Source organism: Streptomyces sp. P3, from assembly GCF_003032475.1.
Classification (GTDB): Bacteria; Actinomycetota; Actinomycetes; order Streptomycetales; family Streptomycetaceae; genus Streptomyces.
On record NZ_CP028369.1, the window covers coordinates 9,778,821 to 9,799,409 of the forward strand.

General features: G+C 70.1%; 21 protein-coding genes. 9 read left to right on the forward strand and 12 right to left on the reverse strand.

The window, feature by feature from the left end:
- Positions 1-462 precede the first annotated feature (462 nt).
- Together C6376_RS43335 and C6376_RS43340 are read left to right on the forward strand one after the other, a co-directional pair.
- Entirely contained in the window at positions 463-1,182 is a 720-nt protein-coding gene (locus C6376_RS43335; protein WP_107448645.1) for a flavodoxin family protein, read from the forward strand.
- 325 nt (positions 1,183-1,507) lie between these two features.
- Positions 1,508-2,872: a glutamate decarboxylase gene (locus C6376_RS43340; RefSeq protein ID WP_107448646.1), complete on the forward strand. Its 1,365-nt coding sequence runs from the start codon at positions 1,508-1,510 to the stop codon at positions 2,870-2,872.
- Between the two features lie 157 nt (positions 2,873-3,029).
- Here C6376_RS43340 and C6376_RS43345 read toward each other — a convergent pair whose 3' ends face one another.
- A complete protein-coding gene (locus C6376_RS43345) occupies positions 3,030-3,962 on the reverse strand; it encodes a GDSL-type esterase/lipase family protein (RefSeq protein ID WP_254076462.1) in 933 nt (310 codons plus the stop codon).
- Positions 3,963-4,312: 350 nt separating this feature from the next.
- Complete coding sequence (locus C6376_RS43350) at positions 4,313-5,155, reverse strand: hypothetical protein (RefSeq protein WP_107448648.1); 843 nt, start codon at positions 5,153-5,155, stop codon at positions 4,313-4,315.
- 232 nt (positions 5,156-5,387) lie between these two features.
- Between C6376_RS43350 and C6376_RS43355 the strand changes: the two genes are divergently transcribed.
- Together C6376_RS43355 and C6376_RS43360 are read left to right on the forward strand one after the other, a co-directional pair.
- Complete coding sequence (locus C6376_RS43355) at positions 5,388-5,882, forward strand: hypothetical protein (protein WP_159083469.1); 495 nt, start codon at positions 5,388-5,390, stop codon at positions 5,880-5,882.
- Between the two features lie 42 nt (positions 5,883-5,924).
- A complete protein-coding gene (locus tag C6376_RS43360) occupies positions 5,925-6,293 on the forward strand; it encodes a hypothetical protein (RefSeq protein ID WP_107448650.1) in 369 nt (122 codons plus the stop codon).
- Positions 6,294-6,507: 214 nt separating this feature from the next.
- Here C6376_RS43360 and pip read toward each other — a convergent pair whose 3' ends face one another.
- Positions 6,508-7,467, reverse strand: coding sequence for a prolyl aminopeptidase (pip, locus tag C6376_RS43365; protein ID WP_173985844.1), 960 nt, complete (start codon positions 7,465-7,467; stop codon positions 6,508-6,510).
- A gap of 365 nt (positions 7,468-7,832) precedes the next feature.
- Between pip and C6376_RS43370 the strand changes: the two genes are divergently transcribed.
- Both C6376_RS43370 and C6376_RS43375 read left to right on the forward strand, forming a co-directional pair.
- Positions 7,833-8,801, forward strand: a complete 969-nt coding sequence (locus C6376_RS43370; RefSeq protein WP_107448651.1) for a glycoside hydrolase family 11 protein — start codon at positions 7,833-7,835, stop codon at positions 8,799-8,801.
- 65 nt (positions 8,802-8,866) lie between these two features.
- On the forward strand, positions 8,867-9,844 hold the full coding sequence (locus C6376_RS43375; protein ID WP_107448652.1) for a polysaccharide deacetylase family protein: 978 nt from the start codon (positions 8,867-8,869) through the stop codon (positions 9,842-9,844).
- A 196-nt stretch (positions 9,845-10,040) separates the two neighbouring features.
- On the opposite strand, the gene C6376_RS43380 is transcribed toward C6376_RS43375, so the two are convergent.
- The gene (locus tag C6376_RS43380; protein ID WP_107448653.1) at positions 10,041-10,469 is read right to left on the reverse strand and encodes a hypothetical protein; all 429 of its coding nucleotides are present in this window, start codon (positions 10,467-10,469) and stop codon (positions 10,041-10,043) included.
- Between the two features lie 294 nt (positions 10,470-10,763).
- On the opposite strand from C6376_RS43380, the gene C6376_RS43385 reads away from it, so the two are divergent.
- From C6376_RS43385 to C6376_RS43400, 3 genes are all read left to right on the forward strand, one after another.
- Positions 10,764-11,174 (forward strand): VOC family protein, encoded by a 411-nt coding sequence (locus C6376_RS43385; protein WP_107448654.1) that lies wholly within the window; start codon positions 10,764-10,766, stop codon positions 11,172-11,174.
- Positions 11,175-11,735: 561 nt separating this feature from the next.
- The gene (locus C6376_RS44910) at positions 11,736-11,912 is read left to right on the forward strand and encodes a hypothetical protein (RefSeq protein ID WP_216825679.1); all 177 of its coding nucleotides are present in this window, start codon (positions 11,736-11,738) and stop codon (positions 11,910-11,912) included.
- A gap of 291 nt (positions 11,913-12,203) precedes the next feature.
- Positions 12,204-12,575 (forward strand): DUF4333 domain-containing protein, encoded by a 372-nt coding sequence (locus C6376_RS43400; protein ID WP_107448656.1) that lies wholly within the window; start codon positions 12,204-12,206, stop codon positions 12,573-12,575.
- A 20-nt stretch (positions 12,576-12,595) separates the two neighbouring features.
- Here the strand turns inward: C6376_RS43400 and C6376_RS43405 are convergent, their stop codons facing one another.
- From C6376_RS43405 to C6376_RS43430, 8 genes are all read right to left on the reverse strand, one after another.
- Positions 12,596-13,159 carry a snapalysin family zinc-dependent metalloprotease gene (locus C6376_RS43405; protein ID WP_107448657.1) on the reverse strand — a complete coding sequence of 188 codons (564 nt, stop codon included), beginning with the start codon at positions 13,157-13,159 and terminating at the stop codon, positions 12,596-12,598.
- Between the two features lie 241 nt (positions 13,160-13,400).
- Entirely contained in the window at positions 13,401-13,754 is a 354-nt protein-coding gene (locus C6376_RS43410) for a hypothetical protein (protein ID WP_107448658.1), read from the reverse strand.
- Positions 13,755-14,041: 287 nt separating this feature from the next.
- A complete protein-coding gene (locus tag C6376_RS43415; RefSeq protein WP_107448659.1) occupies positions 14,042-14,701 on the reverse strand; it encodes a DUF5825 family protein in 660 nt (219 codons plus the stop codon).
- Positions 14,702-14,798: 97 nt separating this feature from the next.
- Positions 14,799-16,754 carry a RiPP maturation radical SAM C-methyltransferase gene (locus C6376_RS43420; protein WP_107448660.1) on the reverse strand — a complete coding sequence of 652 codons (1,956 nt, stop codon included), beginning with the start codon at positions 16,752-16,754 and terminating at the stop codon, positions 14,799-14,801.
- Positions 16,755-16,845: 91 nt separating this feature from the next.
- Positions 16,846-16,968 (reverse strand): hypothetical protein, encoded by a 123-nt coding sequence (locus C6376_RS46305; RefSeq protein WP_266720057.1) that lies wholly within the window; start codon positions 16,966-16,968, stop codon positions 16,846-16,848.
- A 77-nt stretch (positions 16,969-17,045) separates the two neighbouring features.
- The gene (locus C6376_RS46675; RefSeq protein ID WP_367881081.1) at positions 17,046-17,315 is read right to left on the reverse strand and encodes a prolyl oligopeptidase family serine peptidase; all 270 of its coding nucleotides are present in this window, start codon (positions 17,313-17,315) and stop codon (positions 17,046-17,048) included.
- The gene (locus C6376_RS43425) at positions 17,312-18,889 is read right to left on the reverse strand and encodes an alpha/beta fold hydrolase (RefSeq protein ID WP_367881082.1); all 1,578 of its coding nucleotides are present in this window, start codon (positions 18,887-18,889) and stop codon (positions 17,312-17,314) included. The genes C6376_RS46675 and C6376_RS43425 overlap by 4 nt, the downstream gene beginning before the upstream one ends.
- Positions 18,882-20,270 (reverse strand): MFS transporter, encoded by a 1,389-nt coding sequence (locus tag C6376_RS43430; RefSeq protein ID WP_254076319.1) that lies wholly within the window; start codon positions 20,268-20,270, stop codon positions 18,882-18,884. The genes C6376_RS43425 and C6376_RS43430 overlap by 8 nt, the downstream gene beginning before the upstream one ends.
- Between the last annotated feature and the right edge of the window lie 319 nt (positions 20,271-20,589).

Sequence of the window (20,589 nt, forward strand, 5' to 3'; positions counted from 1 at the left end):
CCCCTTCCCCTGGAAGAGCCTCCACCTGGCACACAGTGCCCACGACACCCATGTGCCGGACCGGGGCACCCGGGTTGCGGAGACGACCTGGGTACGGGGAGAGGTCTCACCGGAAAGTGCTCCGCCGGTCGGTTCTCCCGGCTGTCGCGCCGGTCGATTCCGTTCACCCGTTCAGGACGGACGAGTGTGCGATCCGGCGATGGAGGTCCGCCCTGTCGGTGAAATGGTGAACGTGTGCCTCGTCCTTTCGCACGGGGTTCGAATTCGCTGCTTCATCACCGGCCGCACGAGGGTTCTGGACTCGGTGCGTGGCCGGCGCGGGCCCGGTCCACCTGTGCGCACGGCCGCGCCAGGCCGGCCGCCGACCGGATTCGGGAATCCGCCGGACATGTCACAACTTCGAAGACCTCATGGGCGCGTCGAACCGGGACGAAACCGCGCACACGCGAGACGCTGCCCGTCATGAACACACCGCCTCCCCACCGGTTCGACGACCTCACCGCGCTCTACGTCAACTGCACCCTCAAACCGTCCCCCCAGCTCAGTCACACCCAGGGGCTCGTGGACAGGAGCCGCGCGATCATGGACGCGCAGGGAGTGGCGACGGACGAGATCAGGGCCGTCGACCACGACATCGCCACCGGCGTGTATCCCGACATGACCGAGCACTGCTTCGCCGCCGACGAGTGGCCCGCGCTCTACGAGCGTGTGATGGCCGCCGACATCCTGGTCCTGGCAGGCCCCATCTGGCTGGGCGACAACAGTTCGGTGACCAAGAAGGTCGTCGAGCGCCTCTACGCCTGTTCCTCGCTGCTCAACTCCCAAGGCCAGTACGCCTACTACGGCCGGGTCGGCGGCTGTCTGATCACCGGCAACGAGGACGGCGTCAAACACTGTGCGATGAACCTCCTCTACAGCCTGCAGCACCTCGGTTACACGATCCCGCCCCAGGCGGACGCGGGCTGGATCGGTGCGGCCGGCCCCGGCCCGTCGTACCTCGATCCCGGCTCGGGCGGCCCCGAGAACGACTTCACCAACCGCAACACCTCCTTCATGACCTGGAACCTCATGCACATGGCCGCCCTGCTCAAACGCGCCGGAGGCATCCCCGCAAAGGGCAACCAACGTTCGCAATGGGACGCGGACTGTCACGCGGGTGCCGACAACCCCGAACACCGCTGAAGCCGGTTCAGCACTTCACGGGTTCACGGCGGGCCGTCGAGCAGCAGGGACGCCGGGCACGACCGCCCGGGACGGGCACCGGCCGGCCGGACGGACGGCATGGGCGCAGAAGAGGTGGGCCGTCCCAGCAACCCTCCGACGGCACAGCGGGCCGGACATCGCCGGCGCGGCAGCGCCCCACCCGGTCGGGACGGAAGACCGTCGCCTTTCACGCCCGCGCCAGACATCGGCGGCGGCCGGGACACTGCGCGGCCCCGGGCGGTGCGTGCGGGTGTTCGGTGTGTCCCTCGCCCGCAACAGGGCCCCACGCTGTTTGAATCCTCGTATGGCCAAGAGTGATGATTCGGTTCTTTTCGGTAACCGGTTCCTGACGATGCCCTCGCCCTCGGAGACCTTCCCCGAGGAAGGCATGACCGCGACCGACGCGATGCGGCTCGTGGACGTGGATCTCGCCATGGAGGGCGACCCGCAGCGCAACCTCGCCACGTTCGTCACCACGTGGATGGAGCCGGAGGCACAGCGGCTGATCGCCGAGAACCTGCACCGCAACTTCATCGACCACGCGGAGTACCCCATCTCCGCGGACATCGAGCAGCGATGCGTGCGCATGCTCGCCGATCTCTTCCACGCGCCGGGCAGGACGACCGGCTGCCGGACCCAGGGCTCTTCCGAGGCAATCATGCTCGGCGCGCTGTCGCTGAAGTGGAAGTGGCGTCAGCGCCGCCAGGCAGCCGGTCTGCCGACCGACCGGCCCAACCTGGTCTTCGGGGGCGACGTCCACGTCGTGTGGGAGAAGTTCTGCCGCTACTTCGACGTCGAGCCGCGGATCGTGCCGCTCGCCGAGGGCAAGTACACGATCGGTCCGGAGGACGTGGAGCCCCGCATCGACGAGAACACGATCGGCGTCGTCGCCGTCCTCGGCACCACGTTCACCGGCCACAAGGACGACGTCGTCGGTATCGACGCACTCCTGAGGGACGTGCGCACCAAGCGCGACCTCGACATCCCGATCCACGTCGACGGCGCCAGCGGGGCATTCGTGTGGCCCTTCCTCTACCCCGACTCGAAATGGGACTTCCGGCTCGAGCAGGTCCGTTCGATCAACGCCTCCGGCCACAAGTACGGCCTGGTCTACCCGGGCATCGGATGGCTGGTCTTCCGCGAGGAGTCCGACCTGGCCGAGGACCTGGTGTTCTACGAGAACTACCTGGGCAAGACCGACGCGACGTTCACGCTGAACTTCTCCACAGGCGCCTCGATGGTGCTCGCGCAGTACTACAACTTCGTGCGACTGGGCCGCCAAGGCTACACGTACGTCATGAAGATGATGCAGGACAACGCCCGGGCGCTGGCGGACAACCTGCGCGACAGCGGCCGCTTCGAGGTGATCGGCAGCGACCTGGAGCAACTGCCGCTGGTCGCTTTCCGACTCACGGGCCGAAACTCCTACGACGAGTCCGACATCGCCTGGCAACTCGCGGCCGAGCGCGGATGGATGGTGCCGGCGTACACCCTCCCGCCCGACGCGGAGCAGGTGAAGGTCCTGCGCGCTCTGGTCAAGGAGACGCTGAGCCGCGAGCAGGTCGATCGCCTGAGCCAGGACATCGCCGACGCGTGCCGCACCCTGGACGAGAAGGGCGCGACCCACGGGACGGAGCGCGGCCAGATCAAGCGCGGCACCGGCTACTGACGACTCGCGGCCGAAGCGGTGCCGACTCGTCCATGCCGGGGCTCGGACCCTCAGCCCTGAGCGTGTGTCGGCGCCGCCTTCGATCACCCGTCTCGCTGACTCACCGGGGCTGCGCGGCGAGGGCCACGGGCGTCCCGGCCGTCTCGTCGCGCAGGATTCAGGACGCCGAGCACGTGGCCGTCACCGATGGCGTGTCCGCCGCCGGTGGCGTACTCGCGAGGAAGCCGAACGTGGTGCTCGCCCCCGCCGTCACCGTGCCGTTCCAGCCGGCGTTGCGCACCGTCGTCCCGGTCGGCGCGCCGTTCCAGACCTGGGTGAGCCGACTGCCCGCCGGGAGCGTCAGGTTCACCGACCAGGAGGAGATCACCGCCGTGGACGAGGTGTTGGTGACCGTGATCTCGCCCTGGTAGCCGCCCTGCCACACCGACACGGCCCGGAAGGCCGCCGAGCAGCCGCCGCTCCCGGGGTCTCCGGGGTCTCCGGGGTCGCCCGGGGCGAGCAGGGCCGACAACGCGGGGTACCAGCGGGCCGCCATCTTGGCGTCGCCGGAGGCGTTGGGGTGGACGCCGTCGTAGGTGTCGGTGGCGCTGTCGAAACCCGTCCACTGGTCGACGACGGTCACCGGAGACTGCGCGGTGCTGATGCCCCGGGCCCAGGCCGGAATGCGCTGGTTGAACGCCACGGTACGGGCGGCGCACCCGGCGCAGTCGCTCGGATCGATCGGGATGAGCTGGGCCACCAGCACCTTCATCGACGGGTTGGCGGCCCGCATCTGGCCGACCAGTTTGGTGAACGCGGCGAGGACGGTGTCCGGCGCGATGCTGCTCCAGACGTCGTTGGTGCCGAAATGCATGACAACGATGTCCGGTCGGGTTGCCGCCAGCCATCCGGGCAGCAGGTTCTGGTCGGCGGTGGCGGTGGCCTGGAATCCGCCGTGGCCTTCGTTGTCGGCGTCGTGCGCGAGGGCGCAGCTCTGGGCGTTCAGGGTGCCGACGAAGTCGATGTCGGTGTAACCGGCGGTCTGCAACTGGTTCCAGAGCAGGGAGCGCCAGCAGCCGGGGGAGCCGGTGATGGAGTCGCCGAGCGGCATGATCCGTACCGGGGTGGCGGCGGCGGCGGGTGGGGCGCCGGCCAGGCCGAGCCCGGCGGCGACGACGAGCAGGGCGGCCAGGAACGTGGCGAGGAGCGAGGGGCGTCTGCTGCTGCGCACGGGATGTCCTTCCCGAAGTGGGGCGGGAGTGAGAGCGCGGTGCGGCCAGAAGTGGGAGCGCTCCCACGCCTGCGTACCGTTCATCAAGCCACCGTTGCGCGAGCGCGTCAATATCCCGGACGGGCCAACTGCAAGGAGGCTGCCCGGAGCCGTTCGGGAGGTGAAACCGCGCCTGTGTCCCCTTGTTCCCGGCGTCGGTGCTCTCGTCGTCGATGGCCGGTGGTCGGGCTCTACGGGTGTTCGCCGAGCTGGAGGACGCCTGCGAGGGAGAAGCACAGGGCGCCGGTGAGCGTGCCCCAGTTGGCGATGTCGGCGTTGACGAGACTGCCGGTGGCCGGCCGGGTGTAGGCGGCTACCGCCGAGACCATGAACAGGACGGACCCGAGCTGGTTGACGGTGACGATCCACCAGCCGAGTTCGTGCGGCCGGACGCGGAGCCGTCCGTGGCAGATCTCGACGAAGGCCAGGTGACCGGAGAGCAGGAAGAGGACGCAGCCGATCACGTCGGGTGCCCAGATCAGCCGGTTGACCTGCTGGGCGCTCAGGCCTTGCAGGAAGGAGTCCAGCAGATCGACGGCGAAGACGAGCGTGCCCGAGAAGAGGACGAACGTGCTCAGCCAGTCCACCCGCGCCGGCTCATAGCTCCACCACCGCCAGGGACGGGTGACCAACTGTCCCTCACCGCCGGGAACGTGACGGGGTGCGTTGATCGCCTGGAGCAGCGAGGCATACCCGCCGGTGGTGAAGAAGAGGCCGCCCGCGAAGTAGATCGAGGCGCACTCGGTGGCGTCGGCGACGCCGAACTGCGCGACGGCCGCACCGGCCGTGAAGAGGGCGCCCCCGACGACGAACGCGATCGCGGCGACGGCGTTGAGCCGGCGCAGCCGAGTGCGGGAGACGGCGTCGGCGCGGACGTGACGAGTGGCCGCGCCCGGCTGGGGGCGAACGGCGAGCACCCCGCGCCGTCGCGCGAGCCGGGACTCCCAGACGGCGGTGCCGCCGTCGGAAAGGCGCCAGGTGAGCCGGGTGGTGAACGGTCCAGCGCCTTGGGCGCGCTGCTCGGATTGCCGCACGGTCCGAGCCTAGAACGGTGGGAGGGACCGCGGACGAGCGAAACGCCGTCGGGACGAACCTCGGCGGCCGACGCCTTCCTCGACTCAAGGGGCACGGTGACACCGACGCGGTCCCGAGCCGGGCGGTCGGCCGGCTGCCGCAAGCTTTTCGCAAGGTCGGTGCTCCAGCGTTGACGTCACGAAACACAGGGACGGTCGCGCCTCGGGTGGTGCCGCCGGACAAGGAGGGTGCGTGGACATGCACATGCGAGGGCCTGCCAAGCGGTTCGGCACCGGGCGGGTCCGCTCGGTCCTCGTCGTCGCCGCGCTGGGCGCCGCCGCCGTCGTGGGCGTGGCGCCGAACGCCCAGGCGGGCACGGGCTGCACGCTCGGCCTGTGCTCGACGACCGTGAACGACAGCGCCTACGGGGTCACCGCCTACTTCAACTGGTGCCGGGGCGGCGACAGCACGGGCGACTCGACCGCCACCGAACCGAAGTGTGCCTCCGACGGGGCGAGGCAGAAGTCCCAGAACCTCACGGCCCGGGGCGGCCACACGCAGTACAACCAGGACTGGGACGCCTTCCGCGTGGACGCCGGCTGGTGCTACAAGGTCAAGTTCGTCCGCACCGGGCAGTCCGACTTCACCCGCACCTACGACCGGCGGGGCACGTCAGCGCTGTGGGTGAAGGTCGGGGACAACGCCGACGCCCACGTCATCGACCAGGGAACGGCGTCCTGCCCCTGATCTGACGCACCATCACCTCGTGGTAGGCGGAAGGAGACATACATGAGATTCAGAACGCAGGCATCGGTGCCGAAACGGCTGGCCGTGGTCGCCGTGTCGGCAGCCGCCGCCCTGGTCGGGTTCTCGGCGGGTCCCGCCCAGGCGTTGACCTACAACATGAGTACGACAGGCGCCGTGGGGACGGCCACCCATGTCGGGAACGGCGACTGGTCACTCCATGCCCGTGACCCGCTCACCGACGGCCACTGTGCCCGTTTTCAGGTGAAGGACACGGACGACACAGGTTGGCGGTGGTACGGCGACATGGTCTGTTCCTCCGCCGACCAGTACGTCACGGGAGCCCGCTCGCTGTGGTCCGTCCGGATCTGCCGGACGGGGATCGGGAACTGCTCCGCCGCCGTCAGGCTCTGACCCGCACGCCCGGTTTCCTCGGCCGCCTGTCCGGCTTCGGGGTTGCCCCGTCACGGGGGTGCAGGACAACCCTGAGCCGGGCGGCCGGGGGAGGGGTGACGCCGTCACGGTCCGCGCCCTGTGGTGCCGTCGAGGTGTACGCGGTCCGATCGTGGTGCTGTTCCGGCACCCGCAGCACGGGGCGGCACGCCTCGGCGGTCTCGAACGACGGGCCTCAGACCGGCCGGAAGCGGTCTGTGGCCGCCAGGACTGCCTCCGTCGAGTCTCCTCCGGACAGTCCGTGTCCTTCCTCGCCGATCAGCACGAGTTCCGCGTCCGGCCACACCTGGGCAAGCCGCCACGCGACGTCCGGGGGACTGCTGATGTCCAGGCGCCCGTGGACCAGCACGCCGGGGATACCGGCGAGCTTTCCGGCGTCGCGCAGCAGCACGCCGTCCTCCAGGAAGCCGGAGTGCCGCCAGTAGTGCGTGACGAGGCGGGCGAAGCGCAGCCGGAAGCGCGGGTCTTCGTAACGGGCGTCGGGCTTTGACCCGGGGTGCGTGGACACGTGCACGTCCTCCCAGCGGCACCACTCCCGGGCTGCCCGCTCCCGTACGGACGGATCGGAGTCGGCGAGCATCCGGGCGTACGCCTCCGCGAGGTTGCCGTCACGCTCTCCCTCCGGGACGGCGCCACGAAAGCGTGCCCATTCTTCGGGGAAGATCCGCCCCATGTGCCGGGTGGTCCACTCCACCTCGCGTCTGGTGGTGTTGGTGACGCTGAAGAGCACCAACTCCGATACCCGTGAGGGTTGCTGCTCGGCGTAGGCCAGTGCGAGGGTCACCCCCCAGGAGCCGCCGACGATCAGCCACCTGTCGACGCCGACGCGCTCCCGCAGCAGTTCGATGTCGGCGATCAGGTGTGGTGTGGTGTTTGCGGCGAGTGAGGTCTGAGGATCAGCGGCATCCGGGGTGCTCCGTCCGCATCCACGCTGGTCGAAGAGGATGATCCGGTAGGTCGCGGGGTCGAACAGCCTGCGCCAGAAAGCCCCTGCGCCGGAGCCCGGCCCACCGTGCAGGACGAGGGCGGGCTTGCCCGCGGGGTTCCCGCAGGCTTCCCAGTACAGTCGGTTGCCGTCGCCGACGTCGAGAGTGCCGTGCTCGTAGGGCTCGATCGGTGGGTACAGCTCGGCCATGTGGGGCGCACCTCGGCAGTCCGGATCCGTGGAGTCGGGTAAACCGTCATGATCCACCAGTCGGTGGTCTCGGCGCACGGACCGGAAGCCATTCGAAACATTCGAAATTTCCTGACAGGCGAGATCGTGAAACTCGGGCGCCCAGGTTTCCATCCACTTTTCCATTCGCTGTTCACTCCTTTCTCTGAGGGTTGTGAGCAGGGAATATTTGCTGTTGCCGCGACTGTCTCGTTAGCGAATGTTTCGGAACCGTTGCCGAAAGGATTGACAGTTGGCATGCCCATACTAAAACTGTCGGTCAATCCGAGGGTCTGCTGCGCCCGTGGGCCCCCGTCGACCTCACGAGGACGAGGAGGAAGCGCGACATGAACGCACCCGCACGTCTCAGACTGTTCATGAGCGGTGTCTGCACCACGGTCCTGGTCGCCGTCGCCGCGTTGACGTCGCCCGGCACCGCCCACGCCGACACCGTCGTCACCACCAACCAGACCGGCAGCAACAACGGTTACTACTACTCGTTCTGGACCGACTCGCCCGGCTCGGTATCCATGAACCTGGGCTCCGGAGGCAACTACGGCACCTCCTGGCGCAACACCGGGAACTTCGTCGCCGGCAAGGGGTGGAGCAACGGTGGACGGCGGAGTGTGTCCTACTCGGGCACCTTCAATCCCTCCGGCAACGCCTACCTGGCCCTCTACGGATGGACGGCCAATCCGCTCGTGGAGTACTACATAGTCGACAACTGGGGTACGTACCGGCCCACGGGCACCTACAAGGGCACCGTGACCAGCGACGGCGGCACGTACGACATCTACCGGACGACGCGGTACAACGCCCCCTCCGTCGAGGGGAATCGGACCTTCGACCAGTACTGGAGCGTCCGGCAGTCGAAGCGGACCGGCGGCACCATCACCACCGGCAACCACTTCGACGCCTGGGCGCGGGCCGGGATGCCGCTCGGCAGCTTCAACTACTACATGATCCTCGCCACCGAGGGTTACCAGAGCAGCGGCAGTTCCAACATCACGGTGGGCGGCACCGGTTCGGGAGGCGGCGGCGGAGGCGGCGGCGGGTGCACCGCGACGCTGTCCGCCGGCCAGCAATGGGGCGACCGGTACAACCTCGACGTATCGGTCACCGGATCCACCAACTGGACGGTCACCATGAACGTGCCCTCGCCCGCGAAGGTCCTCTCCACCTGGAACACCAGCGTCAGTCACCCCAGCGCACAGGTGCTGACCGCCAAACCCAACGGCAGCGGCAACACCTTCGGCGTGACCGTACAGCCCAACGGCAACTGGACGTGGCCGACGGTGTCCTGCGCCACAGGCTGAACCGGCTGGTCACGACAACCCCGCCCGTCCCCACCCCTGCCCCCCCGGTTGGAGGACCACTTCTCATGAGCACCAGACCAACCCGCTCGTTACGCGCACTGGCCGTCAGGCTGGTCGTCGTCGCCATGGCCGCCGCAGGCACTCTCACCCTCCAGTCCACCGCCCCGGCGCAGGCCGCGACCTGCAACGGGTATGTCGGGCTCACCTTCGACGACGGCCCGTCCGGCAACACCTCCGCCCTGCTCAACGCCCTCAGGCAGAGCGGACTGAGGGCCACGATGTTCAACGAGGGTCAGTACGCCGCGGCCAACCCGTCCCTGGTGCGGGCCCAGGTCGACGCCGGTATGTGGGTCGGCAACCACAGCTACACCCACCCGCACCTCACCCAGCAGGGCCAGGCGCAGGTCGACTCGGAGGTCTCCCGTACCCAGCAGGCCGTCGCCAACGCGGGCGGCGGGACGCCGAAACTGTTCCGGCCACCCTACGGCGAGACCAACTCGACGGTCAGGGCGGTCGAAGCCAGGTACGGTCTGACCGAGATCATCTGGGACGTCGACTCGCAGGACTGGAACGGCGCGAGTACCGACGCGATCGTGCAGGCCGCCGCCCGGCTCACCAGCGGCCAGGTCATCCTGATGCACGACTGGCCGGCGAACACGCGGGCCGCGGTTCCACGGATCGCACAGGGGCTGGCCGCTCGTGGCCTGTGCGCCGGAATGATCTCCCCGCAGACCGGCCGAGCCGTGGCCCCCGACGGTGGCGGCTCCGGTGGGGGCGGCAGATGCGTGGCAACTCTCTCCGCCGGTCAGCAGTGGAGTGACCGGTACAACCTCAACGTGTCCGTCACCGGAGCCGCCAACTGGATCGTCACCATGAACATCGCTTCACCCGCCAGAGTTCTCTCCACCTGGAACGTCAGCGCCACCTACCCGAGCGCACAGATACTGACCGCCAGACCCAACGGCAGCGGTGACACCTTCGGCGTCACCATTCAGCACAACGGCAACCGGACCTGGCCCAGCGTCTCCTGCGCCGCAGGCTGACCTGCCGGGCCGCGAGCGGAGCTTTGTGGCGGTGCGCCGCGGCGGGCCGAAGCCGGTCTGTCGGTCTGCGCGACGTCAGGTCGTAGTCGATGTCGGGTCTCCACCCGTGTCTCCACCCGTGGATGACCCGACATCGGTTCGTCGTCCTTCGGCGGTTCACCGTTGCGGGCACGGCCCGCCTACGCGAACCCCGTCGCTAGAGGACAGCGGTCGCCTCGTCGTCGCCGTACCGGAACCCGTCGTTGTCGAAGTAGAAGACGGTGACCTCGACCTTGTCCCCCTTGTCGAAGTGCGAGCCTGCGGCCGGGCGCATGGTCACCAGCGCGACATGGTCCTTGTAGTCGCAGACCAGCTGGTCCTTCTTGACGGTACCCGCAGCGATGGACTGGTCGTGGGAGCTGTGGTTGAGCGTCCTCGCGTTGGCGACGAGTTCGTGGTCCATGCCGACGTCGCAGGAGTAAGTGACCTTCACCTGCACGCCGGGGGTGCGCAGTGACACCTTCTCGATGGACAGCAGGTTGGCCTTGGCCGCCGCGGAGGGCGCGGTCACCAGAGCGCCGGCACCCATCAGAAGAACGGTGGCTGCGGTTCCGGCGACGCGCCGACGCAGACTGGATGACGTCATCTCGGTTTCTTCCTTCCCCCTTGCGCGGTCACCCTTTGGTCATGGTGCAGAGAATTCTCCAACTAAGCGGGCAACCACGGCAGTTGACTGATTCGGGCTGAATGCTACGTGGTTCTGGAGCGGTCTCGGAACCGGATCGCCGACGGGCGCCTCGTGAGGAACACCGCACCCTGCCGGATGAACCATTCCCGGTCCGGCATCGTCAGCCGAGAGAAGTGGACGCGTTACGGCACGGGGACTCGGCTGGGCCTGTCTCACATTCCGGCTCATCTGGTCTTGTGGCAAGATCGCGGGATGCTACGACTAACCGACTTCATCATCGACTGCCCGGACACGATGAAGCTGGCGGCCTTCTACTCCGAGGTGGTGGGGCTCCCGGTCAAGGAGGGCAGTAACGAGGACTGGGCCGGTATCCGGTTCGGCGAGATCGAACTGGCCTTCATCCAGGTGGAGGACTACCGTGCCCCGCAGTGGCCCGACAGCGAGCACCCCAAGCAGTTCCACCTCGACTTCGAAGTCGACGACATCGAGGTCGAACAGCGCCGCGTCCTGGCCCTCGGCGCGACCCTGCAGCGGGACTGCACCGACCCCGACGGCTACGGCTTCCGCGTCTACGCCGACCCCGTCGGCCACCCTTTCTGCCTCTGCCGCAACAAAGGTGTGATCTGGACCGATCAGGGTCTTCTCTGGCCGAGCACGACGTGAAGCTCGTTCTGTCCCGGCAGAGCTGTTTGAGAACTCGGGCGGCATGGGGACTTCAGGTGGTCGTAGGTGTGTGACGATCGGGTCGTGTGGGCCCGTAAGGCCTGCGGCTGCGTGCGGGATCGGACGTGGAGGCAAGAAGGGGCGCCGGGAGCGGGCAGCTGGGGAACAGCACGGCCGGCTCGCCACGACCAGGCCCGCCCGTCGGCGGCCTGGCCGCCGCGGTCGGGCTGCGCCGCATCGGATGGGAAGTAACGCTCGTCGAGCGTGCCTCCACGCTTGAGGACGCGGGGGCGGGCATCTGGCGGCCGACGGCATCGGCAGCAAAGTGCGCAGCCACCTCTTCCCAGCCCACCCCGGCCCGGTCTGCAGCGGCTCGACGGTGCTGCGCGCCATCGAGTACGACGGACATCACTACGTCGGTGTGGACTTGCACCGCTGACGGTCGGTGATCGTGCGGCAGGCGGAGGACGGCGTCCAGCTCAGCGCGGTACTCATCCTCAACGACCCGATGGCGCGCCGTCTGCAGATGGAGCGGGTCGGACGCGACCCCGACGTTGTCTCATGGAGGCCACGTACGGCTGGTACCGGGCGGCCGTTGTCCTGCGGGCCGCCGGGGCACGCGTTCACCTGGCCCATCCGCTGGGCGTGAAGGGCTTCGCCCACCGGCGTGTGAAGAACGGCATCCGCGACGCCGCCGATCCGGCGGACCTGCTGCGGATGGGGCGGCTGCCGGAGTGACGGCGTGGCGACGGTGGGCAGGGACACGTCGATGCCGAGTGCGCCCGCGGGCACTGCCGGACGGGAGCAGCGTTCCGTCCGGCAGTGCGTGCAGCGGCCGTTCGGGATCCGGCGAGGTACCTGAGGTGTCGTCCGGCCAGGTGTAGGCCCCGCCCGGATCAGAAGGATCGGCCGAATGGTCGAGGGCCCCGGTGCTTCCGTCCCTGATTCCGACCGTTCGGCCGAGGCGTGCGCCCGGCGGCGCGGGCGAGGCTGGAGCCGCATCCTCACCACGGACGTCAGGAGTACGCGATGCAGCGCAACAAGTTCCTCGTCGGCGCCGTAGGGGGCGCGACCGCAGTGGTCGCGCTCGGTGGAATCGGCACCCATCTGCTCTCCGGCACCGAGTCGACCACGGGCCTGGACGCCCAGAGCACCGTGTCGGTGGACGGCCACCGAGCGCTCGCGGCGAACATCGTCGCGGGCCGGACCGAGAGCAAGTACCACCCGCTGCCCTGGGTCGGCGACAAGCTCTCCGGCGTCACCTGCCCGACCGGGCTCAAGGCCGTGGCCGGAGCCACCCTCACCTGCACCGGCAAGAAGAGCGACGGCAAGACGGTCGAGATCCCCGTGCGTGTGACCAAGGCCGGCACCACGAGCATCACCTGGGCGTTCGAGCGCTGAGAGGGAGACGGTCGGGTACGTCAGTCCACGATCACTTCGCGGTGCGGTGCTGGAGTGCGACCGACGAGGGCGCCGCCGAAGTTCTCCTCGACCTCGGCCCGCTCCGTATAGTTCGGGTACCGGTTCGTGCACGAGGTGCCCGCGCTGGAACCGGACATCAGACTCGAGCACGGACCCGGCTTGCGGTCCGGCAGCCCCAGGATGTGCCCGAGCTCGTGCGCGGAGATACGGACCGTGTCGTAGCCCTGGTCCACGGCCTGACGCCCGATGTACACCGTGCCGCTCCCCAGGGTGGTGGGCAGGGCCCGAGGCCAGCCGTAGTCCGCGAGGACCCGTATGTTCGCCCGTTGCCCGGCGGCGGCGGGCCGGAGTTCCACGGCGTCGACGCTCTCGTTCCAGATCGCCGCCCCACGGTCGACGGCGCTGCGGAACTCGGCGGAGCCGCCGGCGTCGTAGGTCAGCACGCGGGTGGCGACCACCCGGGCGCTCGCCACGTGGGGGGCCGCCGCGGCGTGCCCGCCTGCCATGGCAAACGAGACCAGACAGGCAGCGGCCAGGCCGCCGGTCAGTGTACGGACGTGCATGATCGACCTCCTTGTGGGGAAGGTGAGTCGTGCTCATGACATTCACGAAGTCCACTGCCCAAGCGGAGGCCCGACGAATCAGTCGATGTGAGGCGTCGCGTCCCTCGCCACCCCCCTTGCCGCCCCGTGCACATCGTGTCGCCGGTGATCAACCCGGGTGTGCCCTCAACAGCCCGGATGTGCCCTCGGCTGCTGGTCCCCCGGTGAGGGGAGAGACGGTAGGGACGTACGGGTCAGGGCGTTACGAGCGGTGGACGGTGACGCCGCCTACGAGGCCCCACGCGTCGATGCGCACCGTCGGGCCGCCCGGTTCACTCGGCCCGTCGTCCTTGACACCGCCCAGACGCAGCCCGCGGACCTCCACCCTGACGTCACGGCGGACCTTGAGACTGACACCGCCGATCAGGCTCAGTTTGGTGATGCGCAGCTCGGCGTTGTCGGGGATGTCGACGTCCGTCAGGTCGATGTCCGCGCCGCCGATGAGGGAGGCGGTGACGGTCCGCTCGTGCAGAGTGGCTCCCGCCAGGCGGTGACCGCCGATCAGGCTCACCTTGACATCGGTCTTCTGCGGGCTCTCCCCGTTGTTCTTCGTCATGGGAAGTACCGTACGGACGAGGCCGTGCGGGGTGTCAGTGCCGGTCGTCCGGTGTTGCGTATGACAAGTGTCATGCCCTCGTCGGCCCGGTGCCCGGTGCCCGGTGCCCGGTGCCCGGTGGTCGTCGGCCCGTGGGTGAGGACCGGCGCGCCGCGTACGAGAACGTGCTCGCCCGCGTTCGTGGACATCCCCGCCGCCCGGCTCGCCGACGCCGTGCCCCGGTCGCTCGATCAGCACGAGGCGACCGGGGCACGGCCGAGCGCGTGACGGTGGCAGGGCTTGCGCGTTCACACGGCCATGGCCTCCTGGAGCCAGCGCGAGACCCGGTAGGGCAGCCACCAGGCGAGCTCGCCGACGCGCAGGACGAGGTGCTCGGCCGTGAACTCCCGCAGTACGTCGGCGTCCACGTGGGCGTGATGCGCACCCGTACCGAGAAGGGCGATGGCCTCCCGGTAGCGGGGTTCGTCGGCGGTGAAGCGCCGCAGGTCCCCCCAACGGCGGTCCCGGATCTGGACGAACCCCGGCCCCTGACGCCAGACGAGCTTGCACAGGTAGTGCCGGGTCCGCCAGGCGTGCAGCGCCTCCTGCACGTCCTCGAGGCCGGTGATCGTGCGCGGCGGCTGCAGGTGGGACAGGACCTTCCAGTGGTGAGCGGACTCCCGGGGCGAAAGGCGAAGGTCCCAGTCGACGGAGACGGCGCGTGCGGTGAGGTCGCGGACCAGGCACAGTCGGTCGACGGCCCGGCGGTGGGCCGCCGGATCGTCGGTGGACAGGTCGACGTCCGCGTCGAGTTCGGCGTGGCGCACACCCAGGTCCCAGAGGCGGTCGACCTCGTGGGTCCGGGCGGTCACCGGGAGGGATCCCAGCGACATGCCCGGCAGCCGACGGGCCTGCGGGTCGAAGTCGCGCCAGGCGCGTATCGCGAAGTGCGGTGCGGTGGCTGTCATGTGCGGTCCTTCGTCCGGTTCGGGCAGCGGGCAGCGGGCAGCGGGCAGCGGGTCGCGGGGAGCCGGCGGTGGCCGTCCGGCAGGCGTGGACCGGTGCTCAGGACGGGACGGGCGCGGGCTGCGTCCCGGCCCCGGTCGCTGCCGTGGTCTCGCCGCGGGCGTGGGTGTGGCGCATGTAGTCCAGGCGCAGCAGGTCCTGGTTCACGGCGGCGGGGGCGATGTGCACGTACTGGCCCGCGTCGGTGAACACCACACCGTGTGCGACCCACTCCTTGAGCAGGGCCTCCACGTCCGGCGACGTGCACGACGCGTCGCCTTCGGCCGGGCCGGTGGCGGATGTCAGCTTGCGGTGCAGCGCCGCGACGGTGTGCGGCTGGTCCAGGAGGCGGAAGGCGGCGGTCTCGAACGGATCGGTGAGCTGCATGGTCCGCCAGGGGAAGGACGGCCGCCTGCTGACCAGCAGGATCCGGTCGCCCAGGTCGGTGTGGGTGAGGCGGGCGTCGGCATGGTGCTTCTTCCAGGCGGCGATGGCGTCGTTGAGGAGGGCGACCGTCGGTTCGCCGATGCCGCGTTCCGGCGCCTGGAAGACGTACGCGAGATCGTGCAGTTCCGCCTCGGGCAGGTCGTAGGTGAACAGGTAGTGCTCCTCGGGCCGCAGCCCGGTGAAGCCCAGTTCGGGCCGCTTGAAGTACGGGCTGAAGCGTTCGATGGCGATACGGGCGGACAGGTCCACCGGCGGGTTGAGGTGTTCCAGGGCGGGGAGTTGACGGATGACGGGTTCGTAGTCGTCGGCGGTCTCTCCGGGGAAGCCGTGCAGGTAGTTCCATGACACCGACAGCCCGGTCTCGGCCGCGTCGCGGAGCATGCGGACGTTCTGGCATCCGCTGACGCCCTTGTCCATGAGGTCGAGGACGCGACTGTTGAGGCTTTCGATGCCCGGCTGGACGTAGATGAGCCCGGCGTCCGCCAGCACCTGCAGCTGGGGGCGCCGCATGTTGGCCTTGATCTCGATGTGCATGCGCAGGTCGTGGCCGCTGTCGATGATGCGGGGCAGGACGGTGGACAGATAGCGCATGTCCAGGATGTTGTCGACCACGTACATGTCGAGCACCCGGTGGCGCTCCGCCAGGTCCATGATCTCCCGGTAGAAGGTGTCGGGGCTCTTGCTGCGGAACTCCATGAAGGAGCCGTTGAGACCGCAGAAGGTGCAGTGGTGCTTCTCCCCCCACCAGCAGCCGCGCGCACCCTCCACGACCAGCTTCGGCTCCACCCAGTTGCGTGCCACGGACGCGGCGAGTCTTTCGAAGTAGCCGCTGTAGTCGGGGGGCAGGATCGCCGCGGGCGGCAGCGGTCCGCTCGGCATGGGGTTGGCCAGATGCCGGGAGTCCGGCGTGCGGTGGCACAGCCCCGGGACGTCGGCCGCGGCCGTGGGGTCGCCGTCGCGCAGTGCGGTCAGCAGCCGGGGGAAGGCGTCCTCGCCCTCGCCGCGGACCACGTAGTCCACGAAGGGGAAGTTGCGGTGCACGGCGGCGCCCTGCTCGGCGTCGCAGTTGGCCCCGCCCATGACGGTCACGACGTGCGGGGCGAGGCGCTTGATCTGCCGGGCCGCCGCCAGCGCCGCGGTGTTCTGCTGGAAGGTGGAGGTGAACCCGACCACGTCGGGCTGCAGATCCACCGCACGACGGGCCACGTCCGCGACGAACTCGGGCACGAGGCGGTGCAGTTCGCGGGTCATGCGCATCCGGGAGCGGCGCAGCTTCGACGTCATCACGTCGACGAACTCGGACTCCCTCCACTCCGGGTCGTCGTAGAGCGCCGAGGAGAACACCCAGTCACCGCAGCCGAGGAAGTAGGAGGACAGGGCGTAGTACTCGTAGTCCTCGGCGGTGAACTCGGTGCGGTTGGTGATCCAGTCGGTGAACTCCAGATTGGCGTGCAGCACCTCGCACGTCGCGTCCTGGACTTTGTCGTCGACGCTTCGTTTCAGGATGCCGAGCGCCAGTGAGGGCAGGTCGATCGGGGACCAGGGCATGTTGACGAGAAGAACGCGCACGGTGGGCTCCTTGCGCACGGGCGGCTGGCGGGACGGGAGGCGCGGGGGAGCCCGGCCGGCCCTTGTCGCGTCGGGCCGGCCGGGCCGTGGGTCACTCCTCGTCGTCGCTCTCGGCGGCGTTGCGGAACGGGATCGTGATCGTGATGCCGATGCCCGGCTTGCGGTTCTCCTCGTCGCCCGCGAGCGGGTCGTTGTGGATGATGTCCTTCTGCATGGTCGTCCTCCTTCTCGGGTTCACGGCATGTGCTTCGGGCCGGTGGTGCTGTGCACGACCCGGTCCCGTTGCGTCGGTCAGCAGCGGGGCCGGGGTCCACCCGGCTGTGCCGGGGGACGCGAGGGGGCGCGGGGCGCCGGTGCGGGCAGATGCGCGCGCAGGAAGATCAGGGAGCGTCGCAGGACGGCGACATGAGCGGCCCCGTCGTAGCCGTCGTGGCCGGTGTCGAGCCACATCTGCTCGTGGGCCACTCCCGCAGCGCTCAGGGCATCGAGATAGCTGCGGATCTGCTCGGGCGGGCACTTGACGTCCTTGTCCGCGCCGACCACGAGCAGAGGCGCCGTCACCTGCGGGGCGAAGGTGAGGGGCGAGCTGCGGGCGTAACGGTCCGGCACCTGTTGGGAGTGCCGCCGAACCAGCGCACGTCCAGGGCGCGCAGCGCGGGCGTGGTCAGCCGGTGGGCGGTCACCCAGTCGGCGACGGGCTTCACCGCGACGCCGGCCTGCCACAGCGCCGGGCGGGTGCCGAGAGCCAGCAGCACCAGATACGCCCCCCAGGAGACCCCCCACAACGCCATGGCGCGGTCGTCGGCGAGTCCGCGACGGACGAGGTCGGCCCGGACGGCGGCCAGGTCGTCCACCTGCGGGTGACCGACGCCGGCCGCGAGGGCCCGCCGCCAACGGGGACCGTAGCCGGTCGAACCGCGGTAGTTGACCCGGGCGACTGCATAGCCGGAGGCCACCAGGGAGTGCACCGTGGCGTCGTACGCGTCCCGGTCGTGGTCCGCGGGCCCGCCGTGCACCAGGAACACCGCAGGCGGTGCCACGGCGCCGGAGCCGGCGTCGGTTTCGGCGCTCGCGTCGGCGGCCCGGTGGCGGGCGGACTGCGGCAGGCTGAGCAGGGTGTGGACCGGGCCGTGCGGCGTCGGGGTCCACAGCTCGGTGTGCCGTCCGGGCACGCGGGGCAGGAGACCGGGCGTCGGCAGGGCGACCCCGTCGGTCGCGTGCGGCACGGGAGGGTGGGCGGTGTCCGTCCACAGATAGTGCAGGGCCCCGGCCGTGCGCGGCGCCGCGTCGAGCAGGGTGCCCGGGGGAGTGGGGACGACGCGGCGGGTACGGCTGTGCAGGGACACCCGGTGCAGCAGCGAGCGTCCGTGGCGCTCCTGACGCACCAGCACGTCTTCGGTGTCTGGGTACCAGGTGGCGGTGATCTCCGTGTCGAAGCCGCACCAGGAGTGGGTGACCAGGCCGCGGTGCGGTGTCCACGTGGCCAGCCGGTAGCCGTCCGCCAGCTCGTGCACCAGCAGCAGTTCGGACCGGCCGGGCCGCGGTGAGAATCCCCGGCACCAGAATCTCCCCGCGGGGCTGCCCGGTTCGGGCAGCTCGGCGACGACGTGGCCCGTCGGGTCGACCACGGTGACGCTCGCCCCGCCGTCGGACACGATCGCGAGTGCCACCAGGTCGCCCTCCGGTGTGACACCGCCAAGCCGGCCCTCCCCGGCGATGCCGAGGACCTCGCGGGGGACCCGGCCACGCAGCCCCCACAGCAGTTGCGTGCCGCCGCGGCGGGGTGCGAGCGCCGCGGCGACCGTCCCGTCGGCCGTGACCGCCAGACCGCGTGGCAGACCTGCCGGGGCCCCCGGCAGGCCGGGCAGCCGGCAGCCCCCGTCGAACGGCTGGAACCACCAGTGCCCGCGGCCGTCGGCGTCCTCCTCGAACCACCACACATACGCGTCGGCGTCTACGGCGCAGTGCACCGTGCCCTCGGGCCGGTCGGTGACCTGCCGGGTGCGTCGCGTGACAGCGTCCCAGGTGAAGACCTCGCACCGGCCGTCGGCGTCGGCCGTCAGCACCATGCGGCGGGCGTCGTGGGGGCACACGTGCGGCAGGGCGCTGAGGTAGACCTTGAAGGCGTCACCCACGGCCGTCTCCCGTCCCCGCTGTGGTGTGTGCCGCCGCCGCCCCCGCGCGCAGCACGGCAGGGGCTCTGAGCTGCGTGTACACGGCCAATGCGGCGAACAGCGCGGTGCACAGCAACGCGGGCGTGCGGAGGTTCCCGGCGGTGACGAGGAACCCGGCGAGCGCCGGCGCGCTCGCCGCCGCCAGCGCGGAGGCCGAGCCGAGCACACTCGCGGTGCGCGACTGCAGGGCGACGGGTGTGCACGCCACGGCGACGCTGGACAGGACCACGGTGATCAGCGGCACGAGCAGGGACAACCCGGCGAACGCCGCTCCCCAGCCGATCGCGCCGTGCGCCCACACCAGTGAGGCGCAGGGTATGGGCAACAGCCAGGCCGCGAGGGTCAGTAGGCGGGCCGCACCGAGGCGTCGCACCACAGGGGCGGCGACCAGTGAACCCACCAGACCGGCAGCTCCGGCCGCGGCGAGGACCAGGCCGGCGGCAGCGCTTCGCGCGTCGCCGCCCAGGCGGAACAGCGCCGTGTAGAACAGCAGCGTCAGGGCGCCCCCGGCCGTCGACGTCCAGACCAGCACGAGGCGCAGCACCGGGGAGGCGGCCACCGTGACCACACCGGCTCGCGCGGTGCCCAGCCGGTCGGTCCACGTCGCGCGCCGACCGGTATCCGCATCCGCATCCGTGCCGGTGCCGGACGGCGCGCGCGGTGGCGGGACGGATACAGGGCCAGGGGCAGGTACCGGGACAGGGGTGTCGAGAGGGGTGCGGACGGCTCGTACGCCCAGCGCCACCGCCATGTAGGTGAGGGCGTCGGCCAGGAACGGGACGGGCCGGGCGAGCTGGAAGAGTGCGCCGCCGAGCGCCGGACCGGCGATGAGCGACACCTGGTCGCCCATCTGCATACCGGCCGCTGCCCGCGGCAGTTCCTCGACGGCGGCCAGGTGGACGAGGGCTCCGCGCGAAGCGGCCTCGTAGGCTACGGCGCACAACCGCTCCGCCAGGGCCAAGGACACCACGACCCATAACGCGGGGCGGCCCAGACAGGCCAGAGCCAGGGCCCCCGTAGCGAGGGCTGCGAGCGCCGCCGACCACGTCATCAGGCGTCTTCGCCGTCCCCGGTCCGCCGGGATCGCGAGGAGCGGCCCGAGGACGACCCCGGTGAGCGCGGCGACGCCGGCCAGCGAGCCCGCGGTGCCGGGACCGTGGCCGAGCTCCAGGAGCAGCAGCGGGAGGACCAGCCCGGAGGCCTGGCTGCCGAGTCCGTCGACCGCGTTGACCCACCACAGGATCCTGAGGTCCCGGTGCGCCCGGGCGAGCGGACCGACCGGCGGGCCGGGACGTTTCGGGCCGCCCAGCCCCCCGGCGCTGGGTGAGTGCCCGTCCCGCACAGGTACGGGGCCCCGGGGAGGCCGGCGGATCGGTGACGCGTCGACGTTCCCCACCCCCCGTTATCCCGGGACGCCGCGCTGAGCGGCCGGCATCCAGGTGGCGAATGTGTGCGAACCGTGAAAGTGAGCGGGAGCCTAACCATTGCTCAGCGTCAACGACAAGTGCCGCACAGTACGCAGTCGTCGCCTCATACGGAGACATATGGCCGACGACCGACTGTTCACGAACGAGCGTCCGTGCAGGCGCGCCAGGCCGGGCGCAGGGGCGGGCGCTTCACCGGTGTGCGGAGTTCCGCTTCACATCCGCATATCGGCGGCG